Source organism: Streptomyces typhae (assembly GCF_009755605.1).
GTDB lineage: Bacteria > Actinomycetota > Actinomycetes > Streptomycetales > Streptomycetaceae > Streptomyces > Streptomyces typhae.
The window spans coordinates 110,171-129,686 of the sequence record NZ_WPNZ01000029.1; the positions used below are offsets into that span (position 1 = coordinate 110,171).

A 19,516-nucleotide genomic window follows, 5' to 3' on the forward strand; every position below is an offset into this window, starting at 1 on the left:
ACTGTGCAGACGCGTCTGCGGCTTTTCCGTGGCTGGCCGCGCAGTTCCCCGCGCCCCTTAGGGGGCTTTGGTCGAGGCCACTTCGGAGACGAGGGTTGCTGCCTCCTGGGCGGGCAGGCCTGCCCCGGTCAGGAAGGTGACGGCGGCCGCCCGGCCCGCCTCCTCCGAGCCGAGCACCCCGTCGTTCACGGCCTCCATCAGGCCGAACATGATGTTCTCCAGGACGTAGACGAGGGCCCGCGCGGGCAGCGGGGTGGTGAACCTGCCCTCGTCGAGGGCGCGTTGCAGCATCTGGGTGCCCGTGGCGTGGATGGGGGCGAGGCGTTCGCGGATGCCCTCCATCGTGACCGCGCGCTGCGCCAGGGAGAGCAGCAGGCGGTAGCGGTCGGTGACGTCCCAGACGGCGAGCATCGCGCTGGCGATGGCGCGCGGCGGGTCGTCGACGCCCTCGTAGCCCGCCGCGTGCGCGGCCGCCACCGCCGTCACTGCCTCGTCGAGGATCGCCGTCACCAGCGCCTCCCGGTTCGGGAAGTGGCCGTACACGGTCCGGCGGACGACCCCGGCGGCGCGCGCGATCTGGTCCATGGACGCGTCCGGGTCCCGGGTCAGCTCGGCGAAGGCGACATCGAGGATGCGGCGCCGGTTGGCGTCGGCACGGGTGGAGGCGGCCGACGCCGGGGGTGTGTCCCGCGGAGCGACGGCGGAGTTCCCCGGAGCGGCGGGGTCCCCCTGAGCGGCGGCGGGCGAGGCGGCTGGCGCGGCGCTCGGCGGCGTCGGCTTCGTACGGCTCATGGCGACATTGTGCCGCCACCCCCGTACTTGCACAGCAGTGTGCAAGATTGCCGCGCGTCGGCTACATTGCACACTGACGTGTAATTGCACAGCGCTGTGCAAAATGCTGTGCGGGACCTCTGCCCGCGCCCGAAGACCTGCCGAGGGATGCCCGATGTCTTTGCTGATCAAGGAGCCGGTCGAGCGGATGGACCAGCCCTACGCCCGCCGCTGGTGGGCGCTGCTCGTCCTCTGTCTGAGCCTGCTGATCGCGGTCATGACGAACACCGCGCTGACGGTGGCCGCGCCCGACATGACCCGCGACCTCGACCTCTCCAGCTCCGACCTCCAGTGGGTCATCGACGCCTACACCGTCCCGTACGCCGCGCTGATGCTGCTGTTCGGCGCGATCGGCGACAAGTACAGCCGCCGCGGCGCACTCGTGCTCGGGCTGCTCGTCCTCAGCGCGGGCGCGGGGGCGGGCGCCCTCTCCGACAGCTCCACCGCCGTCATCGCGTCGCGCGCGGTGATGGGCGTCGGCGCCGCCATGATCATGCCCGCCACCCTCTCGCTGCTCGCCGCGACGTTCCCGCGCGCCGAGCGGGCCAAGGCGATCACCCTGTGGGCGGCGACCTCCGGCATCGCGATCGCCGCCGGACCGCTGATCGCGGGCGCGCTCCTGAAGGACTCCGGCTGGGGCGCGACGTTCCTCATCAACATCCCCGTGGCGGTGCTCGCGATCATCGGCGCCTTCGTCCTCGTACCGCCGTCCAAGGCGGCGGGCGCGGGCCGGATCGACTACGTCGGCGGGCTGCTCTCCGTCGTCTGGATCGGCGCGCTGATCTACATGATCATCGAGGGGCCGGGCTTCGGCTGGGGCGCGAGCGCGGTGATCGCCGCCGTCATCGCCGCGGTGGGCCTCGCCCTGTTCGTCGGCTGGGAGCTGCGGCACCCGCGCCCGGTCCTGGACGTCCGCAAGTTCGCCCAGCGCGGCTTCTCCGGCGCGAACCTCGCCGTCGCCCTGTTCTTCGTCGCCGTCTTCGGCGCCTTCTACTACCTGACCCAGCACCTCCAGTTCGTCCTGGAGTACGACCCGCTGGAGACGGGCGTACGGATGCTGCCGCTGGCCGGTGCCGTGTTCGTCGGCTCCGCGCTGACCGGTGTGCTCACGCCGCGGCTCGGCGCCAAGGTCATGGTGACGGCGGGCATGGTCGGCGGTACGACGGCGCTCGCACTGCTCACCCAGGTCTCCGCCACCTCCTCGTACGGGGACTTCGTCCTGCCCCTCGCCATCCTCGGCCTGTCCCTCGGCTTCGCCGTCTCGCCCTGCACGGACGCGATCATGGGTGCCTTCCCCGAGTCCGAACTCGGTGTCGGCGGTGCCGTCAACGACACCTCCCTGGAGCTGGGCGGCTCCCTCGGCATCGCGGTCCTCGGCTCGGTCCTCGCCGGCTCCTACTCCTCAGGCCTCGCCGACGAGACCGCGGGCAGCAAGCTCCCGGCGTCCGCCCTGGAGCAGGCGCAGGACTCCGTCGGCGCGGGCGGCGGCGTGGCCCAGGCCATCGGCGAGCAGGCCAAGCAGCTCGCCGAACGCGCGGGCGCCCCGGGCACCACGCCGCAGAAGGCCGCCGAACTCAAGGCCCAGGCGGGCGAACTCGCCCAGGGCGCCGAGCAGATGCGGCACGCCGTCGGCGCGTCGTTCTCGGATGCCGTCGCGCACACCAGCCTGGTGGGCGCGGTGATCCTCGGCGTGGGCACGGTCGTCGTCGCGCTGCTGCTGCCCCGCAAGGACAAGGCGGCGTCGGCGGCCATGGGCGGGGCGGCGACGGGCGGGGAGACCTCCGCCTCCGCCTCCGACCCTGCCGCCGGGGCCGAGGCCGAGAACCAGGCCGACGCCGACGCCTTCGGTGAGAAGGAGCCGGCGCCCCGGCGCTGAGGAAGCCGGCCCGTCAGCCGAAGGGGATCCGCACCACCGACTGGTTGCCGGTGCCGATCGTGCTGGGCGCGTTCCCGATGGCGTTCCAGACCTCGACCCGGACCGTGCCGCCGGTCATCGTGCCGTGCGACCCGGTGGCGGATGTGAGCCCGCTTGCCTGGGTGTAGCGCTCGTAGCCCGGCACCGGGTCGGTCGCGAAGTACTGGTACGTCTCCGTGCGCTCCCAGGAGCCGTCGCCCGTACGGTCGTAACTCACCCGCACCTGCTGGCCGTTGCCGACCGCCGTGCCCGCGTCGGCCAGCACGTCGAACTGCGTCGAGCCGCCGTTGTACGCGCCGTCGACGCCGGTCGCCGTGAAGGTCGCCGGGGCGTGCGGGGCGCCGTCGTGGTTGGCGCCGCCCGCGGAGGCCAGCGTGGCGGCCGACGCGGAACCGGCCGCGGGGCCGAGGGTGCCGCCCTGGCGCAGATGCAGCGCGGAGGGGGTACCGGGGTCGCCGCCCCCGCCGCCGCGCGTCCACACCGCCACGTAGTCCACGGCCATCGACCGGCCCGGCACGGTGGCCGCGACCGGCGTGGACCGGCCCGCGACGCCGTTCGGGAACGCGCCGCCCATCGCCACGTTGAGCAGGACGAAGTAGCCCGCGTGGCCGGTCATGGCGTTCCAGGCGTCGGCGCCCACCCGGTTCTGGTCGACGCTGTGGAACAGCTGCCCGTCGACGTACCAGCGCAGCGCGTTCGGGCTCGTGGAGCGGTCCCACTCGAAGCGGTACGTGTGGAAGGCGGACTGGCACGAGGCACCCGGGCAGGCGCGGCTCGCGCCGATGCCGCTGGTCTCGTTGCAGGGTCCGCCCGGACTCACGCCGCAGTGCAGCACGCCCCACACGGAGTTGATCCCGTTGACGTTCTCCATGACGTCGAACTCGCCGATGCCCGGCCAGTTCCAGTAGTTGCCGCGGTAGGGCGCGCCGAGCGCCCAGAAGGCGGGCCAGTAGCCGAGCGCCTGCTCGCCGGTGACGTTCGGCATCCGGATGCGGCCCTCGATGGCGAGGGTGCCGCCGGCCGGTGCCTTGAAGTCGGCGCGCCTGGTCTCGACGCGGGCCGACGTCCAGTTCCCCGCGCCGTCGCGCAGCGGGGTGATGCGGAGGTTGCCGCTGCCGTCCAGGCTGAGGTTGTCGGGCGACGAGGTGTAGTTCTGGATCTCGCCGGTGCCCCAGTTCGCGGGCCCCCCGGGGTAGTTGTGGCCGGTGTCGACCTGCCAGTTCGCGGCCGAGGGGAGGGAGCGGGCGGGGCCGTTGAAGTCGTCGCTCCACTGGAGGGTCCAGCCGGGCGCAGGGGGGACGTCGCCCGCGGCCTCGCCGGGGCTGAGGAGCGCGGCGCACAGGCCCGCCGCGGCGAGGCCGGCGAGCGGGGGCGTGGTGCGTCTCGTACGGCTTCTCCGACCTGTGCGGCTCGTGCGGCTCATGCGGCTCGTGCGGCTCATGCCCATGGGGCACCTCCGTGGGGGGGAAGCGAGGGGAGGAGGGAAGCGAGGCGGTGGCGCGGACTGGCTCGGTTCGCCGGGGGTCGCTGAGAGCGCTCTCAGAGTTTTGTAGTTGTGGACGGGGACGCCGTCAATGGCCGTGCACCGTCCAGTTCCCGAACCGGGGCGACCGCCCACGGGCTCCGCCCGCCCCGGCGCCTACCGCGTGCGAGCCTCCGCGGACGCCGCTCCGGGCCCTGTCTCGCGTTCCGCCCCGGGCCGTCCGACCAGGCGGGCGATCGCGGGCAGCGGGAACAGCAGCAGCGCCAGGTTCGGCAGCCACCAGGTCGGGGACCAGTCGCCGCGCAGTGCCCAGAAGACCACGGCCTGGAGCCCGGCCGTGCTGGTGAGAGTGAGGGAGACGAGCATCAGGGGGCGCCACGCCACGCGTGCGGTGGCGGCGGGGCGGCCGGAGCGGGCCGCGCGGAGCAGGAAGAGAGAGGCGAGCCCCGTGGCGCTCGCGGCGATGTCCAGCGGCAGGAACGAGTAGTTCCAGTCGCTCATCACCGGGTCGCCGTAGTCCTTGTACGCGTACTCGGCGGGGATGAGCGCGAGCAGCGCGGCGCTCCAGTACGCCAGGAAGCCGAGGTCGGTGACGAGCATGGCGACCTTGACGGCGGTGAAGCCGGGCGTGGCGGGCCCGGCGTCGGCCCCGGAGGCGGGCCCCGGGCCGGGCGGGCAGCCGGGAACGGTGGTACGCATCAGTGCTCCAGTCCGCCGCCGGCGTACATGACCGCCACACCGGCCACGATCAGCAGGGCGCCCGCGACGGTGGCCACGCGGACGTTCTCGTCGAACAGGAGCATGCCGCCGATCAGCGCGCCGATGGTGCCGAGGCCGGACCACACCGCGTACACCGGACCGACGTCGAGGGTCTTCAGGGCCTGCGCGAGGAGCACGAACGCGGCGGCGTAGCCGACGACGACCAGGATGCTCGGGCCGAGGCGGGTCAGGCCGTGGGAGGCGCGCAGCGAGAGCGTCGCGGCGATCTCGCTGACGATGGCGCCGGCGACCAGGAGGATGCCCATCAGAGTTCCCCCTCCCGCCGTGGCTCCGGGCGTGCGGCCGAAGCCGCGGCCGGGTCCGTCCGCTGCTCGGTCAGATCGGCGACGAGCCGGCGCAGTTGGCGGTGGTGTTCGCCCTTGGGGTCGGCCAGGCCGAGGAGGCGGGCGGTCCACCAGCCGTCCACGGCCATCCGGACGAGGGTGGCGACACCGGGCGGCAGACCGTCCCGCTCCAGGCGGTCCTGCCAGGAGCGGTACCGCTCCTGGAGGATGTCGAGCACCTCCGGGCCGTTGGCCGCGGCGAACAGGGCGATGGGGACCGAGTCGGACGGGACGGCCTCGCCCTCGGGTGCCTCGGCCGGGATGGAGGCGTCGAGCCAGGCGCGGGCGAAGGCGCCGGGCGGCGCGTCAGGGCCGGGCAGCACCTCCTCGAAGCGCTCCACGAGCCGTTCCACGACGCCCTGTACGAGGGCCCGCCGGGTCGGGAAGTGGTAGAGCAGGCCGCCCTTGCTCACGCCGGCCTCGGCCGCCACCGCCTCCAGGCGGATGGCGTCGACGCCCTGCTTGACCAGGAGTCTCTCCGCCGCGTTCAGAAGCCGGTTGCGCACGCTTCACACCCATTCCGCGGCCGTCGCCGCTTTCGATCTTCTTTTTGATCTCTGCCGTACGAGTTTCCGACCGTCCGGACGGTCGAATGCAGGCTAGCATGGCCGACCGCGAGGCTGAGTGACCTTTCTCGGAGGTATCCCAGAGGGCACCCGAGAAGCGGAACGGTTAACTCTGCATTTCTCGTCAACCCCGCATACGGGGGATTGGTTGACGCTTTCGTCGGCAGTTGTCTAAAGTCACTCCCTGGCTGATTCGGATACCCGAATCACTTGCAGGATTTGATCATCAACCGGGGGCTGCATGTTTGACTCATCTGAGTATTGACTCTCTGTGTGCACCGGCGGGCGGGCCCGAGGAGCCCGCTGCCGGGGACCTGAAACCGGCCGTGGGCGTGGAGTGAGCCCAGGTCGAAGGCGTTCGCCGGCAGCACGCGGCCATGGTCGCGCACGCTGCACCGGTTCGCTCACATGCTCCGGATCTTTCCGTGAACGGCACCCACCCGGCACCGGGTGACGCCTGTGCCGCCCGTTCCCAGTGGAATCCGAGAGCATGCAATGTCCTGCGCGTCTCCCTGAATCCCGGGCTGCTCCGGCATGCCCTTTTGCGTCCGGGAGAGCGCCTGAATACGCAGAGGGAAATACATGTTCAACGCATCCGATTCGCGCGATCTCTTTTCCCGGTTCGCGGGCTATACCGCGGCATCCGACCTGATGAAGGCCGGCCTCTACCCCTACTTCCTGCCCCTGGCCGGGCAGGAGGGCGCGACCGTACGCAGGAGCGGCCGGGATCTGATCATGTGCGGATCGAACAACTACCTCGGCCTGACCGCGGACCCGCGCGTCCACGCCGCGGCGCGGGCCGCCCTCGACCGGTACGGCAGTTCGAGCACCGGCTCCCGATTCCTGAACGGCAACACCGATCTGCACGAGGAGCTGGAGGCCGAGCTGGCCGACTTCCTCGGCAAGCCCGCCGCCCTGGTCCTCTCCACCGGCTACCAGGCCAACCTCGGCGCCCTCGCCGGACTGCTCACGCCCCGCGACTACGCCGTCGTCGACCGGGACGCGCACGCCTCCCTCGTCGACGGCTGCCGGCTCAGCGGCGCGAAGGTGCGGCGGTTCGCGCACAACGACGCGGAGAGCTTGCGGCGGACGCTGGAGCAACTGCCCGACGACGCCGCCCGGTTGGTGATCGTCGACGGCGTCTACTCCATGGAGGGGGACATCTGCGACCTTCCGGCCGTCACCGCGGTGTGCGCGCAGTACGGCGCGCGGCTCCTCGTGGACGACGCGCACGGGCTCGGCGTGCTCGCCGGGGGGCGCGGCACCGCCGCGCACTTCGGGCTCACCGACCAGGTCGACCTGATCACCGTCACCTTCAGCAAGTCACTCGCCTCGCTCGGCGGCGCGGTCGCGGGCAGCGAGGAGGCCATCCACTACCTCAAGCACAAGGCCCGCAGCCTGATGTTCAGCGCGTCCATGACGCCGGCGAGCACGGCGGCGGCGCTCACCGCGCTGCGCATCCTGCGCGCGGAGCCGCACCTCGCGCACGAGGTGCGGGCCAAGGCCGACCGCGTACGGCGCGGGCTCGCCGAAGCCGGGGTCGGCACCGGTGAGAGCAGTACGCCGATCATTCCCGTGCCGGTGCCCGACGCGGTCGGCACGCTCGCCGTCTGGGAGCGGCTGATCCGCGCGGGCGTCTACGTCAACCCGGTGCTGCCGCCCGCCGCGTCGCCGCGGCTTCGCACCAGCTACATGGCCACGCACACCGACGACCAGCTCGACCGGGTCGTCGAGGTACTCGCCGCGGAACCGGAGCTGAGGCTCGCCGCGGACCACGTCGGGACGTCGGTGAGGGTCGCGTGACCTGGCAGTCCCGACCCGCTCCGGTGCCTGCCCCGGTGCCCGCCCAGGTGCCCGCCCCGGTGTCCGCCCGGGTGCCTGCCCAGGTGCCCGCCCTGGTGTCCGCCGCCGGGGCGGCCGGGGTGTCCGTCGCGGCCTGTCTGGATCCGGCGGGCGGTCCGGGTGTGCCCCGGCTGACCCTGCTCGCCTGGGCTCTGGCGCTCGCCGCGGGCGCGCTCTTCGCCCGCCGCGGGCCGCGGGCCGGTGACGACTCCCGGCCCGCGGTCGCCACCGCACTGCTCGCCCTCGGTACGGCACTGCTGTGCACCGGGGCCGGGGGAGTGGCGGCGGTGGCGGTGGGGGCACTGTGCGTCTGCGCGTGGTCCGCCGGGTTCACCGCGGCGCGCACTCTGCCTTTGGCTGGGGGTGTACGCCTTCCGGCGGGGGGTGCGCGTCTCCCGGCTGGGGGTGCAGGCCTTTCGGCGGGGGGAGCACGCCCCCCGGCTGGGGCTGCACGCCTCCCGGCAGGGAGCACACTCCGCCGATCACGGGCCACACACCGCCCGCCCGACCCGCCCTCCGCCTCCGCGTCGACTCCACCTGTGCCGCGCGCGGGGTCGGCGTCGTCTGCGGAGCAGGTGGAGTCGGCGCCCTCTGCGGCGGACGCGGGTGAGGGGTCGGCGGCGTCTGCGCCGTCCGCTGGGTTGGTGTCGCCTGTGGCGGGTGCGGAGTTGGCGTCGTCTGCGTCGCCCGCCGGGTTGGTGTCGCCTGCGGCGGGTGCGGAGGCGACGCTACCTGCGTTGCCCGCTGGGGCGGTGGCGCCTGCGGCCGGTGTGGAGTCGGCGCCGCCTGCGCCGCCCGCAGGGACGCTGCCGTCCGAAGGGAAGCCGCTACCCGCAGGGGCGCCGCCGCACGCGGGGTCGGCGCTATCTGCGTCGCCCGCCGGGTTGGTGTCGCCTGTGGCGGGTGCGGAGTCGGCGCCGTCCGCCGGGTTGGTGTCGCCTGTGGCGGGTGCGGAGTCGGCGTCATCTGCGTCGCCCGCCGGGGCGGTGTCGCCTGCGGCGGGCGCGGAGTTGGCGTCATCTGCGTCGCCCGCTGGGGCGGTGTCGCCTGTGGCGGGTGCGGAGTCGGCGTCATCTGCGTCGCCCGCTGGGGCGGTGTCGCCTGTGGCGGGCGCGGAGCCGGCGCCGCCTGCGCCGCCCGCAGGGACGCCGCCGCCCGCAGGGACGGCACCACCCGCCCCCGCCACCCCAACCGTCCTCGCAGCGCTCGCCGCCACCCTCGTGCTGGCCGTCGGGTGTCTCGTCGCCGTCCACTGGCTGCCGCAGGCCCGCGGCGCGGCGGGGGCGGTGGCCTGTGCGGGCGGTCTCTTGTATCTGGCCCGCGCGGCACGCCCGCCGGCGCCCACCACCCGCTGAGGCAGGACTCATGGCCCACCCACCAGCACAACCACCGAGCGGACCGCCCGTCCGCACCCCCGCGGAGCGGCCCGACCATCCACGCGTCCGCGGGGCGGCGGCGCGCCCCCCGAGCGGTCGCGCGAAGGCCCGGCCGTCCGCACACCCGCGGCGCGGCGCAGCCACCCGCACGTCCGCGGCGAGGCGTCACCGCCCGCCCACCGGGCCCAGGTGCGCGGCACACGCGCCGCCGTGCACCTGCGCCCCGCCCACACCCACCAGCCACCCTCTCCGAAGGAGCCCCTCATGTCCCGCATACGTCTCGCCGCCCGCGCCCTGCGCCTCACGCTGAACCGGTCGCACGCCGACCCCATCGCGGACTACGACGCGGCCAGTTCCGACTACGACACGTTCTTCAGCCCGGTCATGGGCGGGCACTCCACCACGGCCCTCGGCGAGGTGCCGATCGCACGCGGGGACCGGGTCGTGGAGCTGGCCTGCGGAACCGGGCATCTGACGGCCGAGATCATCCGGCGGCTCGACGGGCGGGGCAGCGTACGGGCCGTGGACAAGTCGCCGGGCATGCTGGACGTCGCCCGGCGGAAGGTCGAGGCCCTGACGGCGGACGCGCCGGGCGTGGACGTCGAGCTGTCCGTGGGCGACATGGACACCTTCATCCGCGCGCAGGCCGACCAGAGCGCCGACCTGGTCGTCGTGGGCTGGGCCATCTGCTACACGAAGCCGGCCCGGCTGCTCGCGGAGATCGTACGGGTGCTGCGCCCCGGCGGCCGGGTCATGGTCATCGAGACCAGGGCCGACGCCCACCAGGCCCTCACCCAGGGCCTGGAGAAGGTGTTCGCCGACGACCCCTCCCTGCTCACCAGCCTCATCAGGGTGGCCCTGCCGAAGAACGCGGCGGCGGTCGCCCGCTGGTTCACCAAGGCGGGCCTGACCGTCACCGGGCAGCGCGACGGCGCCCAGACCATCCCGGCGGACACCCCCGCCGCCGTCCTGGAGTGGGTGCAGCGCTCCGGCGCCGCGGCGGGCTTCAAGACGGCCGTGGACAACGGCAGGGAGCAGCTCGTCCTCGACCGCGTGGAGGACGGTCTCGCCGAACTCCTGCGACGCGACGGCACGTTGGAGATCCAGCACACCTTCGTGGTGGTCACCGGCGCCAGGCCCGCCGCGTCCCACGCCCGCACCGGCTCCCGCACCGGCACCGGCAAGGAGGCCGGCGTCGCATGACGAACCCCACCCGGTCCGCGGGCCCGCCCGCGCCGCCGACACCGCCGGACGACGGAACCAGGGTGCCGCCGGGCCCGGCCCGCGGCGCGGTCCAGCGGGTCCTGCACCGCTTCGCCGAACGCCTGGCCCGACGGCCCAAGACCGTCATCCTGGCATGGGCGGTGATCATCGCGCTGTGCACGCCCTACGCCCTCGGCCTCGACTCGGTCCTCACCGACCAGGGCGCGTCCAAGGTCGTCCCCGGCACCAGCAGCGCCCGCGCCGACGAGCTGACGAAGAAGGCCTTCCCGCACCGCTCGGAGCGCGAGGTCACCGTCGTCGTCGAGGCACCCGACGTACGCGGCGCGCAGGCGCGGACGCTGTTCGCGGACCTTGACGCGCGGATCGCGAAGCTCCGGAGCGACGGCGAGGTCGAGCGCACCTCGTCCGCGTACACGCTGTACCGCGACGCGAGCGCCGCCTTCCTCACCGGCGTCCGCGACCGGGCCCGCGCGGCGGCCGGCGACCCCGCGGGGCGGCGCGCCTTCGTGGACCGCGAGGTGGCCGGGGGCCGCGTCCCCGCCGCCCTCGCCGGGCCCGCCCGCGAGGCCGCCACCGCGCCCGGCGCCCGGGACGTGACCCGGATCGCGGGCACCTTCGCGGCGCAGGCCGACTGGCGCGCCTTCCCGCTGCCGGTGCCGGGCGACGCCGTGTCCCGGCTCGTCGCCGACGACGGGAGGACGGCCCTCGCCTCCGTCAGCTACACCGACAAGGCGGGCGCCGACCCCGACGTGGAGTGGCTGCGCGACACCGCCCGCGCCCTGCTCGCCGACACCGGCCTCGGCAAGGACGCCCAGGTGCACGTCACCGGCGAGCTGGCGCTCATCCACGACACGTACGAGAAGGCGGAGGCCGACAACGCGCTGATGGAGTCGGTGGCGTACGTCATCATCTTCGTCATCCTGCTGGTGTTCTTCCGCGCCCTGGTGCCCGCGATCCTCACGCTCGCCGTCATCGGCCTGTCCATGAACGTCAGCCAGGCCGCCCTGCACCTGCTCGGCGAACAGGTGACGCTCACTCAGTTCACCGTCACCATCATGACGTTCGTGATGCTGGGCGCGGGCGTCGACTACAGCATGCTGCTGTCCTCGCGCTACCGGCAGGAGCGCCTCGCGGGCCGCGAGCCGCGCGAGGCCGCCGTGCACGCCACCGTGCACGCGGGCGAGAGCATGCTGCTCGCCGCCGTGGCGGTCGCCCTGGCCTTCGGCGCGACGCTCCTCTCGCCGGTGGACTGGATCCCGCCGCTCGGCTACGGCGGACTCCTCGGCATCCCCATCGTGCTCGCCGCCGCCCTCACCCTCACGCCCTGTCTGCTCGTCCTGCTCGGCGACCGCTTCTTCGCCCTCGGCCGGGACCCGCTGTCCGACCTGGAGCACCGGGGCGCGATGGGCAGGCACCTGCGCCGCACCGCGGAGTTCGCGCGCCGCCGCAAGATGTGGATCGTGGTGGCGTTCCTCGCCGCGACCGTCCCCTTCGCGCTGCTCGTCGCCGGGAACCGCTCGACGTCCGACCCGGTCGCGCTCAGCCCGGCCACCGACTCCCGCGACGGCTTCGAGACCGTCGCGCGCCAGTGGGGCGACGCGGCCGTCATGCCGACGATCGCCGTCGGCCGCGCGGACCCCGGCGTCGTACGGGACGGGAGGCTGACCGACGCCGGACGCGAGAAGGTGGCCCGGCTCACCGAACGCGTCGCCGCCGTCCCGGGCGTCGCGTCCGTGGACTCCGCCACCCACCCCTTCGGCAAGCCGTGGTCGCAGCAGCAGCTCGCCGAGGGCGGCACCCTGCTCGACGACTACGTGGCCCGCGACGGCACCCTGCGCTTCGTCGTCGCCCTCGACGACGACCCGTACTCGAAGGACGCCGCCGCCACCGTCACCCGCGTCGAACGCGTCGTGGACCAGCGGGCGGACGGCGTGGCCGCCCTGGAGATCGGCGGCACCACCCAGGTCGACCGGCAGTACGGCGACGCGCTCAGCTCCAGCTTCTGGCAGATGGTCGTGCTCGTCAGCGTCGGCGTCTTCGTCATGCTCGTGATCACGCTGCGCTCGCTGTTCGTCCCGCTGCGCCTGATCGCCACCATCATGCTCAGCAACGTCTGGGCCGTCGGACTGACCGTGCTGATCTTCCACCACTGGCGCGGCGAGGCGATCATCGACGATCTGCCGATCTTCCTCACCGTCCTGATGATGGGGCTCGGCATGGACTACGAGATCTTCCTCGTCACCCGCGTCCGCGACCTGCTGCGCGGCGGCCTCTCCCAGGAGGAGGCCACCCTGCGGGCCGTCGTCGACACCGGCCGCGTCATCAACGCGGCGGGCCTGGTGATGGCGGGCAGCCTCGGCACGATGGCGCTGTCGTCCACGCTGATGCTCCAGGAGTACGGTGCCGGGCTCGGCCTCGCCGTGCTGCTCGACGCGACCGTCATCCGCATGCTGTTCGTCCCGGCCACCCTGCTGCTCCTGCGCAAGTACAACTGGTGGCTGCCCGGCTTCGGCGTGCGCGGGCGCCGCCTCGACAAGGTGCCCGCGGGGTGAGCCGCATGACCACACCACCACCGTCGTCACCGCCGTCCGTACGGTCGTGCGCGCAGTCTCCGGTGCGGCCGTCGGCGCTCGCCCGGCTGCGCCGCCACCACGCCGCGTTCCCGGTGACGTCCGCCGCCGCGCTGTTCGCGGTGCTCGCCGCGGTGCGCGTGGCCGGGGCCTTCGCCGTGCCGGTGATGGTCCTGTCCGTGGCGCTGAGCGCGGCCGTCCTCGTGGTCCTGCCGCGCGCGGACTGGGCCGGTGCCGGGCTGCGCCGCTGCGCGCCGCTGCCCGCCGTCCTCGGCACCGCCCTGGTGGCCGTCGTGTACGCGCAGACGTTCCTCGCCACCCGGGACGCGTTCGGCGACGGCGACGACAACTGGAACACGTGGATGCCACGGCTCTTCGAGGGCACGGTGCCGGGCGCGCCCTGGGCGGACGTGGTCGCGATGGTCCTGGCCCTCGGCGTCCTGGTGCCGCTGGTCGAGGAGGTCTGCTACCGCGGCGTCCTGTACCGGGCGGTCGAGGTGCGCTGGGGCGGCTACGCGGCGGTGGTCAGCACCGCGGCGGGGTGGGCGGCGGTGCACGTCGGCGACTACGGCCTCGACCCGTTCAACTGGAAGGTGCTCTGCGGGCTGCTGCCGTCGGTGTTCCTGATGGGCCTCGCCCTCGGCTTCCTGCGCGCGGTCACCGGCTCCGCGCTGGCCTGCGCCGCCGCGCAGGGCGTCTGCAACCTGCTGCTGCTCGGCGCTGCGGCGGCCTGGCTGTGACCACCGGAGCGCCGGCACGGAGGCGAGCGGCTTCCTTACCCCGGGGTGCGTATCTGACCAAATAGTCGGTACTTGTGAGCCCTTGGGCACGAATCAACGATGGAGGCATGCCTCACGACGCGAAGACCACACCCACCGCACCCACCGCAGCCACCACCCCGAACAGCCGCACCACCCCCGTCACCGTCATCGGTCTCGGCGCGATGGGCCGGGCCCTCGCGGGGGCCCTCATCGACGCCGGGCACCCCACCACCGTCTGGAACCGCACCGCGGGCAGGGGCGACGACCTCGTGGCCCGGGGCGCCACCCTCGCCGCGTCCCCCGCGGACGCGGCGCGCGCGGGCGAGGTGGTCCTCGTGTGCGTCGTCGACTACGACGCCTCGCAGGCGATCCTGGAGCCCGTCGCCGCCGACCTCGCCGGACGTGTCCTGGTGAACGTCACCTCGGACTCCCCGGAGCGCGCCCGCGAGGCGGCGAAGTGGGCGCGGGACCACGGGATCCGCTATCTGGACGGCGCGGTCATGATCCCGACCGTCATGGTGGGCACCCCGGACGCGCTGCTCTTCTTCTCCGGTGACAAGTCCGCGTACGAGGAGCACGAGCAGGTCCTGAAGTCCCTGGGCGGGCAGTCCGCGTACGTCGGCGAGGACCACGGCCATGCCGCCGTGTACGACCTGTCGATGCTCGACTTCTTCTGGACCTCGATGTCCGGCCTGGTGCACGGGTACGCGCTCGCCGCCAAGGACGGCGTGCCCGCCTCGTCGGTCGCCCCGTACCTGAAGGCCCACTTCTCCCTCCTGTCCCTCCTGATCGAGGAGACGGCCAAGGACCTGGACGCGGGCGAGTACCCCGGCGAGGAGGGGAACCTCGCCATGGAGGTGGCGGGCATCGAGCACATCCTGCACGCCGCCGAGCTGCGCGGCCTCGACGTCTCCGTGCTGCGGGCCGTGCGGGACGTGGCCCGGCGCGCGGTGGACCGGGGCCACGGCGCCGACGGCTGGTCCGCCACGGTGGAGGGCGTCCGCAACCCCGCCTGACCCTCCGCCCCGAGGGGCTGGCCCTGACGCCGACGTCAAGGCCTACGGTCGCGGTATGCGGATCGGTGAACTCGCGGACCGGGTGGGGACGACCACGCGGACGCTGCGTTACTACGAGTCGCGCGGGCTGCTGCCCGCGCGGCGGGACGGCAACGGGCACCGCACGTACGGCGAGGCCGACGTGCGGCTCCTGGAGCAGATCAGGACCCTTCAGGACTTCGGGTTCGACCTGGAGGAGACCCGGCCGTTCGTGGAGTGCCTGCGCTCCGGCCATCCGGCGGGCGACGCGTGTCCGGCGTCACTCGCCGTGTACCGCCGCAAGCTCGGCGAACTCGACTCGCTGATCGACGAGTTGACGTCCGTGCGGGCGGAGGTCGGCGCGCAGCTCGCGCGCGCCGAGCGGGCGATGGCGGGGCTGGCCGCCGACGCGCGGGCGCCGGGGGGACCGGAACCCCGGTGCGAACTGGGTGACACGACCGAGGGAAAGGGTGTGCGGGGATGAGTGTGGTGCGGGTCGAGGGTGTCGGCGAGGTGACGGACGCCGACTTCGGGTTCGAGGTGCTCTCCGGGGAGCGGCCGGTGCTCGTGCAGTTCACGGCCGAGTGGTGCGGGCCGTGCCGGCAGCTCGCGCCGGTGCTCGGGGAGATTGCCCGGGAGCAGGCGGACCGGCTGAAGGTCGTGCAACTGGACGTGGACCGCAATCCGGGGACGACGACCGCGTACGGGGTCCTTTCCACGCCGACGCTGATGGTGTTCCGCGACGGCGAGCCGGTGTGGCAGACCGTGGGGGCGCGGGCGAAGGGGCGGCTCGTGCGGGACCTTGAGGGGGCGGGGGTGCTCTGACCCGCCCCCGCTGGGAACAGGAGAAAAGCCCCGGACGAATTGACGTCCGGGGCTTTTCTCTGCGTATATTGGATTCTTTCGCGAAGCCCTGCCCTTTTGACCGCAATGACTGCATCAGATTGACTACATCAGGGTGACTTTGTGACTTCACGGAATCTGTATACGACACTGTAACTGGCGAGGGGCTGAATTGTCAACCGAGGAATTGCGGGAAGAGCAGCAATTCGTCTCCGGGCTGTACGCGCGCCTCGACGCGCTGCGCGAGGAGGCCGAGTCCGCCGTACAGGCGTCGTTGGCGCAGGTGGGCAACGGGCTGCAGGCACGTCTGGAGCGCGACGTCATGGTCGCCGAGCAGTCCGGGCTGCTCGCCGCCTTCGACGCGGGCGAGAACGGTCTCTGCTTCGGACGTCTCGAATTCGGCGACGGGCGCGACCACCACATCGGGCGGATCGGAATCCGCCGAGCGGACGCCGAACGCACCCCGCTCGTCATCGACTGGCGTGCGGAGGTGGCCCGGCCCTTCTATCTCGCCACCGGCCATACGCCGATGGGTCTGCGCAGACGCCGGCACATCACCACCGAGGGCCGCCGGGTCACCGCCCTGCACGACGAGATCCTGGACCTCACCGACACCACCCGCACCGGGCACGAGGCCGCGGACGCCGACGAGGTGCTGCTCGCGGCGCTCGACTCCGCGCGCACCGGCCGCATGCACGACATCGTGCAGACCATCCAGGCCGAGCAGGACCGCATCATCCGCGCCCCGCACCGGGGCGTGCTCGTCGTCGAGGGCGGGCCCGGCACGGGCAAGACGGTCGTCGCGCTGCACCGCGCCGCGTACCTCCTGTACGCGCACCGGGAACTGCTCGCCAAGCGCGCCGTTCTGGTCGTCGGGCCCAACCCGGCCTTCCTCGGCTACATCAGCGAGGTGCTGCCCGCGCTCGGCGAGACCGGGGTGCTGCTCGCGACGCCCGGGGAACTCTTCCCCGGAGTCACCGCCACCGGGACCGACACGCCCGCCGCCGCCCGGGTCAAGGGCCGGGCGGAGATGGCGGACGTGCTCGCGCTCGCGCTGCGGGACCGGCAGGAGCTGCCCGAGCCCGGCGCGCCGCTGATCATCGAGCACGACGACGGTGAACTCGTCCTGGACTGGACGATCGCGTACGAGGCGCGGGAGGCGGCCCGCGCGATGGAGCTGCCGCACAATCTGGCGCGGCCCACCTTCGCCTTCCGGATCATCGACGCGCTCACCGCGCAGCTCGCCGAGCGCATCGGCCACGACCCGTACGGCGGGCCCAACTTCCTCGGGCCCGACGACATCGCGCAGCTCGGCAAGGGCATCGCGGTCAGCCCCGAGGTGCACGCCGCGATCGAGGAGCTGTGGCCGACGCTGACACCGCAGCGGTTCGTCGACGACTACCTCGCCGAGCCCGTGCACCTGTCCGACGAGGACGCCGCCGCGGTGCGGCGCGCGCCCGGCGGCGCCTGGACGGCGGCCGACGTCCCCCTCCTCGACGAGGCCGCCGAGCTGCTCGGCAAGGACGACAGCGCCGAGCGCGCCCGCGCGGAGGCCGAACGGCAGCGGGCCGTCGCCTACGCGCAGGGGGTGCTCGACGTGTCGTACGCGTCCCGTACGTACGAGTTCGAGGACAAGGAGGAGAGCGACCCCGACGGGTCCGAGGTGCTCCTCGCGCACGACATCATCGACGCCGAGCGGATGGCCGAGCGGCAGGAGGAGGCCGACCACCGCAGCGCCGCGGAGCGGGCCGCCGCCGACCGGACCTGGGCGTTCGGGCACATCATCGTCGACGAGGCGCAGGAGCTGTCCGCGATGGCCTGGCGGCTTCTGATGCGGCGCTGCCCGACGCGGTCGATGACGCTCGTCGGGGACCCGGCGCAGACCGCCGAGTCCGGTGGCGTCGGCTCCTGGCGGGACATTCTCTCCCCGTACGTCGCCGACCGCTGGGAGTACGCGCGCCTCGGCGTCAACTACCGCACGCCCGCCGAGATCATGGAGGTGGCGGCGGAGGTGCCGCGCGCCGCCGGGGTCGTCGGCTTCGAGCCGCCCTCCTCCGTCCGGTCCACCGGGGTGCGGCCGTGGGCGCGGTGCGTCGGGGACCTCGCCGCGGGGGTGGCGGAGGCGGTGGCCGCCGAGACGCCCTCGGTGGGGCGGCTCGCCGTGGTCGCTCCCCGTGCGCTGCACGAGGCGCTCGCCGGGAAGCTGGACGGGGTGCCCGCCGGGGGTGAGCCCGACCTCACGCGGCCCGTCGTCCTCATCGACCCCCGGCAGGCCAAGGGCCTCGAATTCGACACCGTCCTCGTCGTCGAGCCCGCGCTGTACGGAACCAGCGACCTGTACGTCGCCCTGACCCGAGCCACCCAACACCTCGGCATCCTCCACACGACCCCCCTACCCCCATCCCTGACCCGCCTGTCCTGACCGGCACCCGCCTGTCCTGACCGACCCTCCTGGTGACCTGCACCTGCCCCGCCGCTGCGCGGCGGCTGCCCCACCCGCCCGCCCATTGCTGCTGGTGCAGTTGTACTGTCCGGGGGCGCTGCCTCAGTGCCTGTGGCAAGGGGTACGGCGGGCGGGCAGGGTCTGCTGCCCGGCGCGGTGCTGCGTGGCGGCTGCCTCGCCCGCCCGTTGCTGCCGGTTCAGGCGTGCCGTCCGGGGTGCTGCCGCAGGGCCTGGCGCAAGGGTTACGGCGGGTGCGCAGAGCCTGCTGCCCGGCGCGGCGCCGCACCCCCCGCCGCCCGTCGCTGTCCGCCCAGCCGCACCGCCGGGGCGCTCCCCTGGCCAGGGCGAGCGACGTCGGCGCCGCCGTCGAACCAGCCGCACCCCAACACCCCCTCCCTCCCCCCGGCACCTCCAGCAACGGGCGGGTGGGTGGGCAAGAGCCGCCGCGCAGCGGCGGTGGCGTCAGCCGGGGGCCGGGGCTGCCTCGGCGGGCATGGCCCCCGGCCTCGGGGGCTTCGGCAACGCGGTAGTGGTGTCGGCGGTGGTGGTGCGTGGGCTGGATGAGGTCCGGTTGGGGGTCAGGTTGTGGGGCGGAGCCAGAGGGTGGTCAAGGGGGGGAGGGTCAGGTCCAGGGATGTGGGGTGGGTGTGGGACGGGGTGGGGTCGGGTTTCAGGGGGGAGGGGTTGCGGACGTCGCTGCCGCCGTAGCGGGCGGCGTCGGTGTTGAGGACCTCCTGCCAGGCGGTGAAGTCCTCCGGCACCCCGATCCGGTACCCGTGCCGCACCACCGGCGACAGATGAGACACCGCCAGCAACGGCACCCCCTCGGCGTCGAACCGCAGGAACGCGAACACGTTGTCCTCGGCGGCGTCCCCCACGACCCACGCGAACCCCGCGGGATCGGTGTCCCGCTCCCAGAGGGCAGGCAGCGCCCGGTACGCGGTGTTCAGGTCACGGACGAGGTCCCGCACCCCGCGGTGATCGGCCTCGGCCGCGTACGCCGGATCGAGGAGCCACCAGTCGGGACCGTGCCCCTCCGACCACTCCGCGCCCTGCGCGAACTCCTGCCCCATGAAGAGCAGCTGCTTGCCGGGGTGCGCCCACATGAAGCCCAGGTAGGCGCGGTGGTTGGCGCGCTGCTGCCACCAGTCGCCGGGCATCTTCGACACCAGGGACCGCTTGCCGTGCACCACCTCGTCGTGCGAGATCGGCAGGACGTAGTTCTCGCTGTACGCGTACACCATCGAGAACGTCATCTCGTGGTGGTGGTACTTGCGGTGCACCGGCTCCTTGGCCATGTAGCCCAGCGAGTCGTGCATCCACCCCATGTTCCACTTCAGGCCGAAGCCGAGCCCCCCGAAGCCACCGGGACCGATGTGGTGTGTGGCCCGGGTCACCCCGTCCCACGCTGTGGACTCCTCGGCGATGGTCACCACTCCGGGGCAGCGCCGGTAGACGGTGGCGTTCATCTCCTGGAGGAAGGCGACGGCGTCGAGGTTCTCCCGGCCGCCGTGTTCGTTGGGCG

The 19,516-nt window shown here is 73.4% G+C and carries 16 protein-coding genes; 10 read left to right on the forward strand and 6 right to left on the reverse strand.

Annotated elements, in window-relative coordinates; all coding sequences use genetic code 11:
• Nucleotides 1-57: 57 nt before the first annotated feature.
• Nucleotides 58-792: a TetR/AcrR family transcriptional regulator gene (locus tag GPA10_RS36420; protein ID WP_157169136.1), complete on the reverse strand. Its 735-nt coding sequence runs from the start codon at nucleotides 790-792 to the stop codon at nucleotides 58-60.
• Between the two features lie 154 nt (nucleotides 793-946).
• Between GPA10_RS36420 and GPA10_RS36425 the strand changes: the two genes are divergently transcribed.
• Nucleotides 947-2,707 (forward strand): MFS transporter, encoded by a 1,761-nt coding sequence (locus GPA10_RS36425; protein ID WP_246260383.1) that lies wholly within the window; start codon nucleotides 947-949, stop codon nucleotides 2,705-2,707.
• A gap of 13 nt (nucleotides 2,708-2,720) precedes the next feature.
• On the opposite strand, the gene GPA10_RS36430 is transcribed toward GPA10_RS36425, so the two are convergent.
• The 4 genes from GPA10_RS36430 to GPA10_RS36445 form a co-directional block, all read right to left on the reverse strand.
• A complete protein-coding gene (locus GPA10_RS36430; RefSeq protein WP_425505882.1) occupies nucleotides 2,721-4,187 on the reverse strand; it encodes a glycoside hydrolase family 16 protein in 1,467 nt (488 codons plus the stop codon).
• A 198-nt stretch (nucleotides 4,188-4,385) separates the two neighbouring features.
• Nucleotides 4,386-4,928 (reverse strand): DUF5360 family protein, encoded by a 543-nt coding sequence (locus tag GPA10_RS36435; protein WP_198351804.1) that lies wholly within the window; start codon nucleotides 4,926-4,928, stop codon nucleotides 4,386-4,388.
• Nucleotides 4,928-5,254 carry a DMT family transporter gene (locus GPA10_RS36440; RefSeq protein ID WP_058849503.1) on the reverse strand — a complete coding sequence of 109 codons (327 nt, stop codon included), beginning with the start codon at nucleotides 5,252-5,254 and terminating at the stop codon, nucleotides 4,928-4,930. Before GPA10_RS36440 ends, GPA10_RS36435 begins: the two co-directional genes overlap by 1 nt.
• Nucleotides 5,254-5,838: a TetR/AcrR family transcriptional regulator gene (locus GPA10_RS36445; protein ID WP_058849502.1), complete on the reverse strand. Its 585-nt coding sequence runs from the start codon at nucleotides 5,836-5,838 to the stop codon at nucleotides 5,254-5,256. Before GPA10_RS36445 ends, GPA10_RS36440 begins: the two co-directional genes overlap by 1 nt.
• Before the next feature lie 642 nt (nucleotides 5,839-6,480).
• Here GPA10_RS36445 and GPA10_RS36450 point away from each other — a divergent pair.
• From GPA10_RS36450 to GPA10_RS36490, 9 genes are all read left to right on the forward strand, one after another.
• A complete protein-coding gene (locus GPA10_RS36450) occupies nucleotides 6,481-7,701 on the forward strand; it encodes an aminotransferase class I/II-fold pyridoxal phosphate-dependent enzyme (protein WP_058849501.1) in 1,221 nt (406 codons plus the stop codon).
• 1,142 nt (nucleotides 7,702-8,843) lie between these two features.
• The gene (locus tag GPA10_RS36455) at nucleotides 8,844-9,095 is read left to right on the forward strand and encodes a hypothetical protein (protein ID WP_157169137.1); all 252 of its coding nucleotides are present in this window, start codon (nucleotides 8,844-8,846) and stop codon (nucleotides 9,093-9,095) included.
• A 285-nt stretch (nucleotides 9,096-9,380) separates the two neighbouring features.
• Nucleotides 9,381-10,319 (forward strand): class I SAM-dependent methyltransferase, encoded by a 939-nt coding sequence (locus GPA10_RS36460; RefSeq protein ID WP_157169138.1) that lies wholly within the window; start codon nucleotides 9,381-9,383, stop codon nucleotides 10,317-10,319.
• Nucleotides 10,316-12,892, forward strand: coding sequence for an MMPL family transporter (locus tag GPA10_RS36465; protein ID WP_246260386.1), 2,577 nt, complete (start codon nucleotides 10,316-10,318; stop codon nucleotides 12,890-12,892). Before GPA10_RS36460 ends, GPA10_RS36465 begins: the two co-directional genes overlap by 4 nt.
• Before the next feature lie 5 nt (nucleotides 12,893-12,897).
• Nucleotides 12,898-13,650, forward strand: a complete 753-nt coding sequence (locus GPA10_RS36470) for a CPBP family intramembrane glutamic endopeptidase (protein WP_157169139.1) — start codon at nucleotides 12,898-12,900, stop codon at nucleotides 13,648-13,650.
• Between the two features lie 107 nt (nucleotides 13,651-13,757).
• Nucleotides 13,758-14,687 carry an NAD(P)-dependent oxidoreductase gene (locus tag GPA10_RS36475; protein ID WP_157169140.1) on the forward strand — a complete coding sequence of 310 codons (930 nt, stop codon included), beginning with the start codon at nucleotides 13,758-13,760 and terminating at the stop codon, nucleotides 14,685-14,687.
• Between the two features lie 55 nt (nucleotides 14,688-14,742).
• Nucleotides 14,743-15,189, forward strand: a complete 447-nt coding sequence (locus GPA10_RS36480; protein WP_058849499.1) for a MerR family transcriptional regulator — start codon at nucleotides 14,743-14,745, stop codon at nucleotides 15,187-15,189.
• 2 nt (nucleotides 15,190-15,191) lie between these two features.
• Entirely contained in the window at nucleotides 15,192-15,530 is a 339-nt protein-coding gene (locus GPA10_RS36485; protein ID WP_343041720.1) for a thioredoxin family protein, read from the forward strand.
• A 190-nt stretch (nucleotides 15,531-15,720) separates the two neighbouring features.
• Nucleotides 15,721-17,970: a HelD family protein gene (locus GPA10_RS36490; protein WP_157169142.1), complete on the forward strand. Its 2,250-nt coding sequence runs from the start codon at nucleotides 15,721-15,723 to the stop codon at nucleotides 17,968-17,970.
• 599 nt (nucleotides 17,971-18,569) lie between these two features.
• Here GPA10_RS36490 and GPA10_RS36495 read toward each other — a convergent pair.
• Nucleotides 18,570-19,516, reverse strand: a 947-nt coding sequence (locus tag GPA10_RS36495) for an alpha amylase C-terminal domain-containing protein (RefSeq protein WP_157169143.1), incomplete at its 5' end; no start/stop codon positions are given.

What these genes read in the sequence shown, in the direction of transcription:
- GPA10_RS36470 (WP_157169139.1), top strand. Translation starts at nt 12,898, where the DNA reads ATGACCACACCACCACCGTCGTCACCGCCGTCCGTACGGTCGTGCGCG.
- GPA10_RS36435 (WP_198351804.1), bottom strand. Translation starts at nt 4,928, where the DNA reads ATGCGTACCACCGTTCCCGGCTGCCCGCCCGGCCCGGGGCCCGCCTCC.
- GPA10_RS36420 (WP_157169136.1), bottom strand. Translation starts at nt 792, where the DNA reads ATGAGCCGTACGAAGCCGACGCCGCCGAGCGCCGCGCCAGCCGCCTCG.
- GPA10_RS36425 (WP_246260383.1), top strand. Translation starts at nt 947, where the DNA reads ATGTCTTTGCTGATCAAGGAGCCGGTCGAGCGGATGGACCAGCCCTAC.
- GPA10_RS36475 (WP_157169140.1), top strand. Translation starts at nt 13,758, where the DNA reads ATGCCTCACGACGCGAAGACCACACCCACCGCACCCACCGCAGCCACC.
- GPA10_RS36430 (WP_425505882.1), bottom strand. Translation starts at nt 4,187, where the DNA reads ATGAGCCGCACGAGCCGCATGAGCCGCACGAGCCGCACAGGTCGGAGA.
- GPA10_RS36480 (WP_058849499.1), top strand. Translation starts at nt 14,743, where the DNA reads ATGCGGATCGGTGAACTCGCGGACCGGGTGGGGACGACCACGCGGACG.
- GPA10_RS36440 (WP_058849503.1), bottom strand. Translation starts at nt 5,254, where the DNA reads ATGGGCATCCTCCTGGTCGCCGGCGCCATCGTCAGCGAGATCGCCGCG.
- GPA10_RS36465 (WP_246260386.1), top strand. Translation starts at nt 10,316, where the DNA reads ATGACGAACCCCACCCGGTCCGCGGGCCCGCCCGCGCCGCCGACACCG.
- GPA10_RS36450 (WP_058849501.1), top strand. Translation starts at nt 6,481, where the DNA reads ATGTTCAACGCATCCGATTCGCGCGATCTCTTTTCCCGGTTCGCGGGC.
- GPA10_RS36460 (WP_157169138.1), top strand. Translation starts at nt 9,381, where the DNA reads ATGTCCCGCATACGTCTCGCCGCCCGCGCCCTGCGCCTCACGCTGAAC.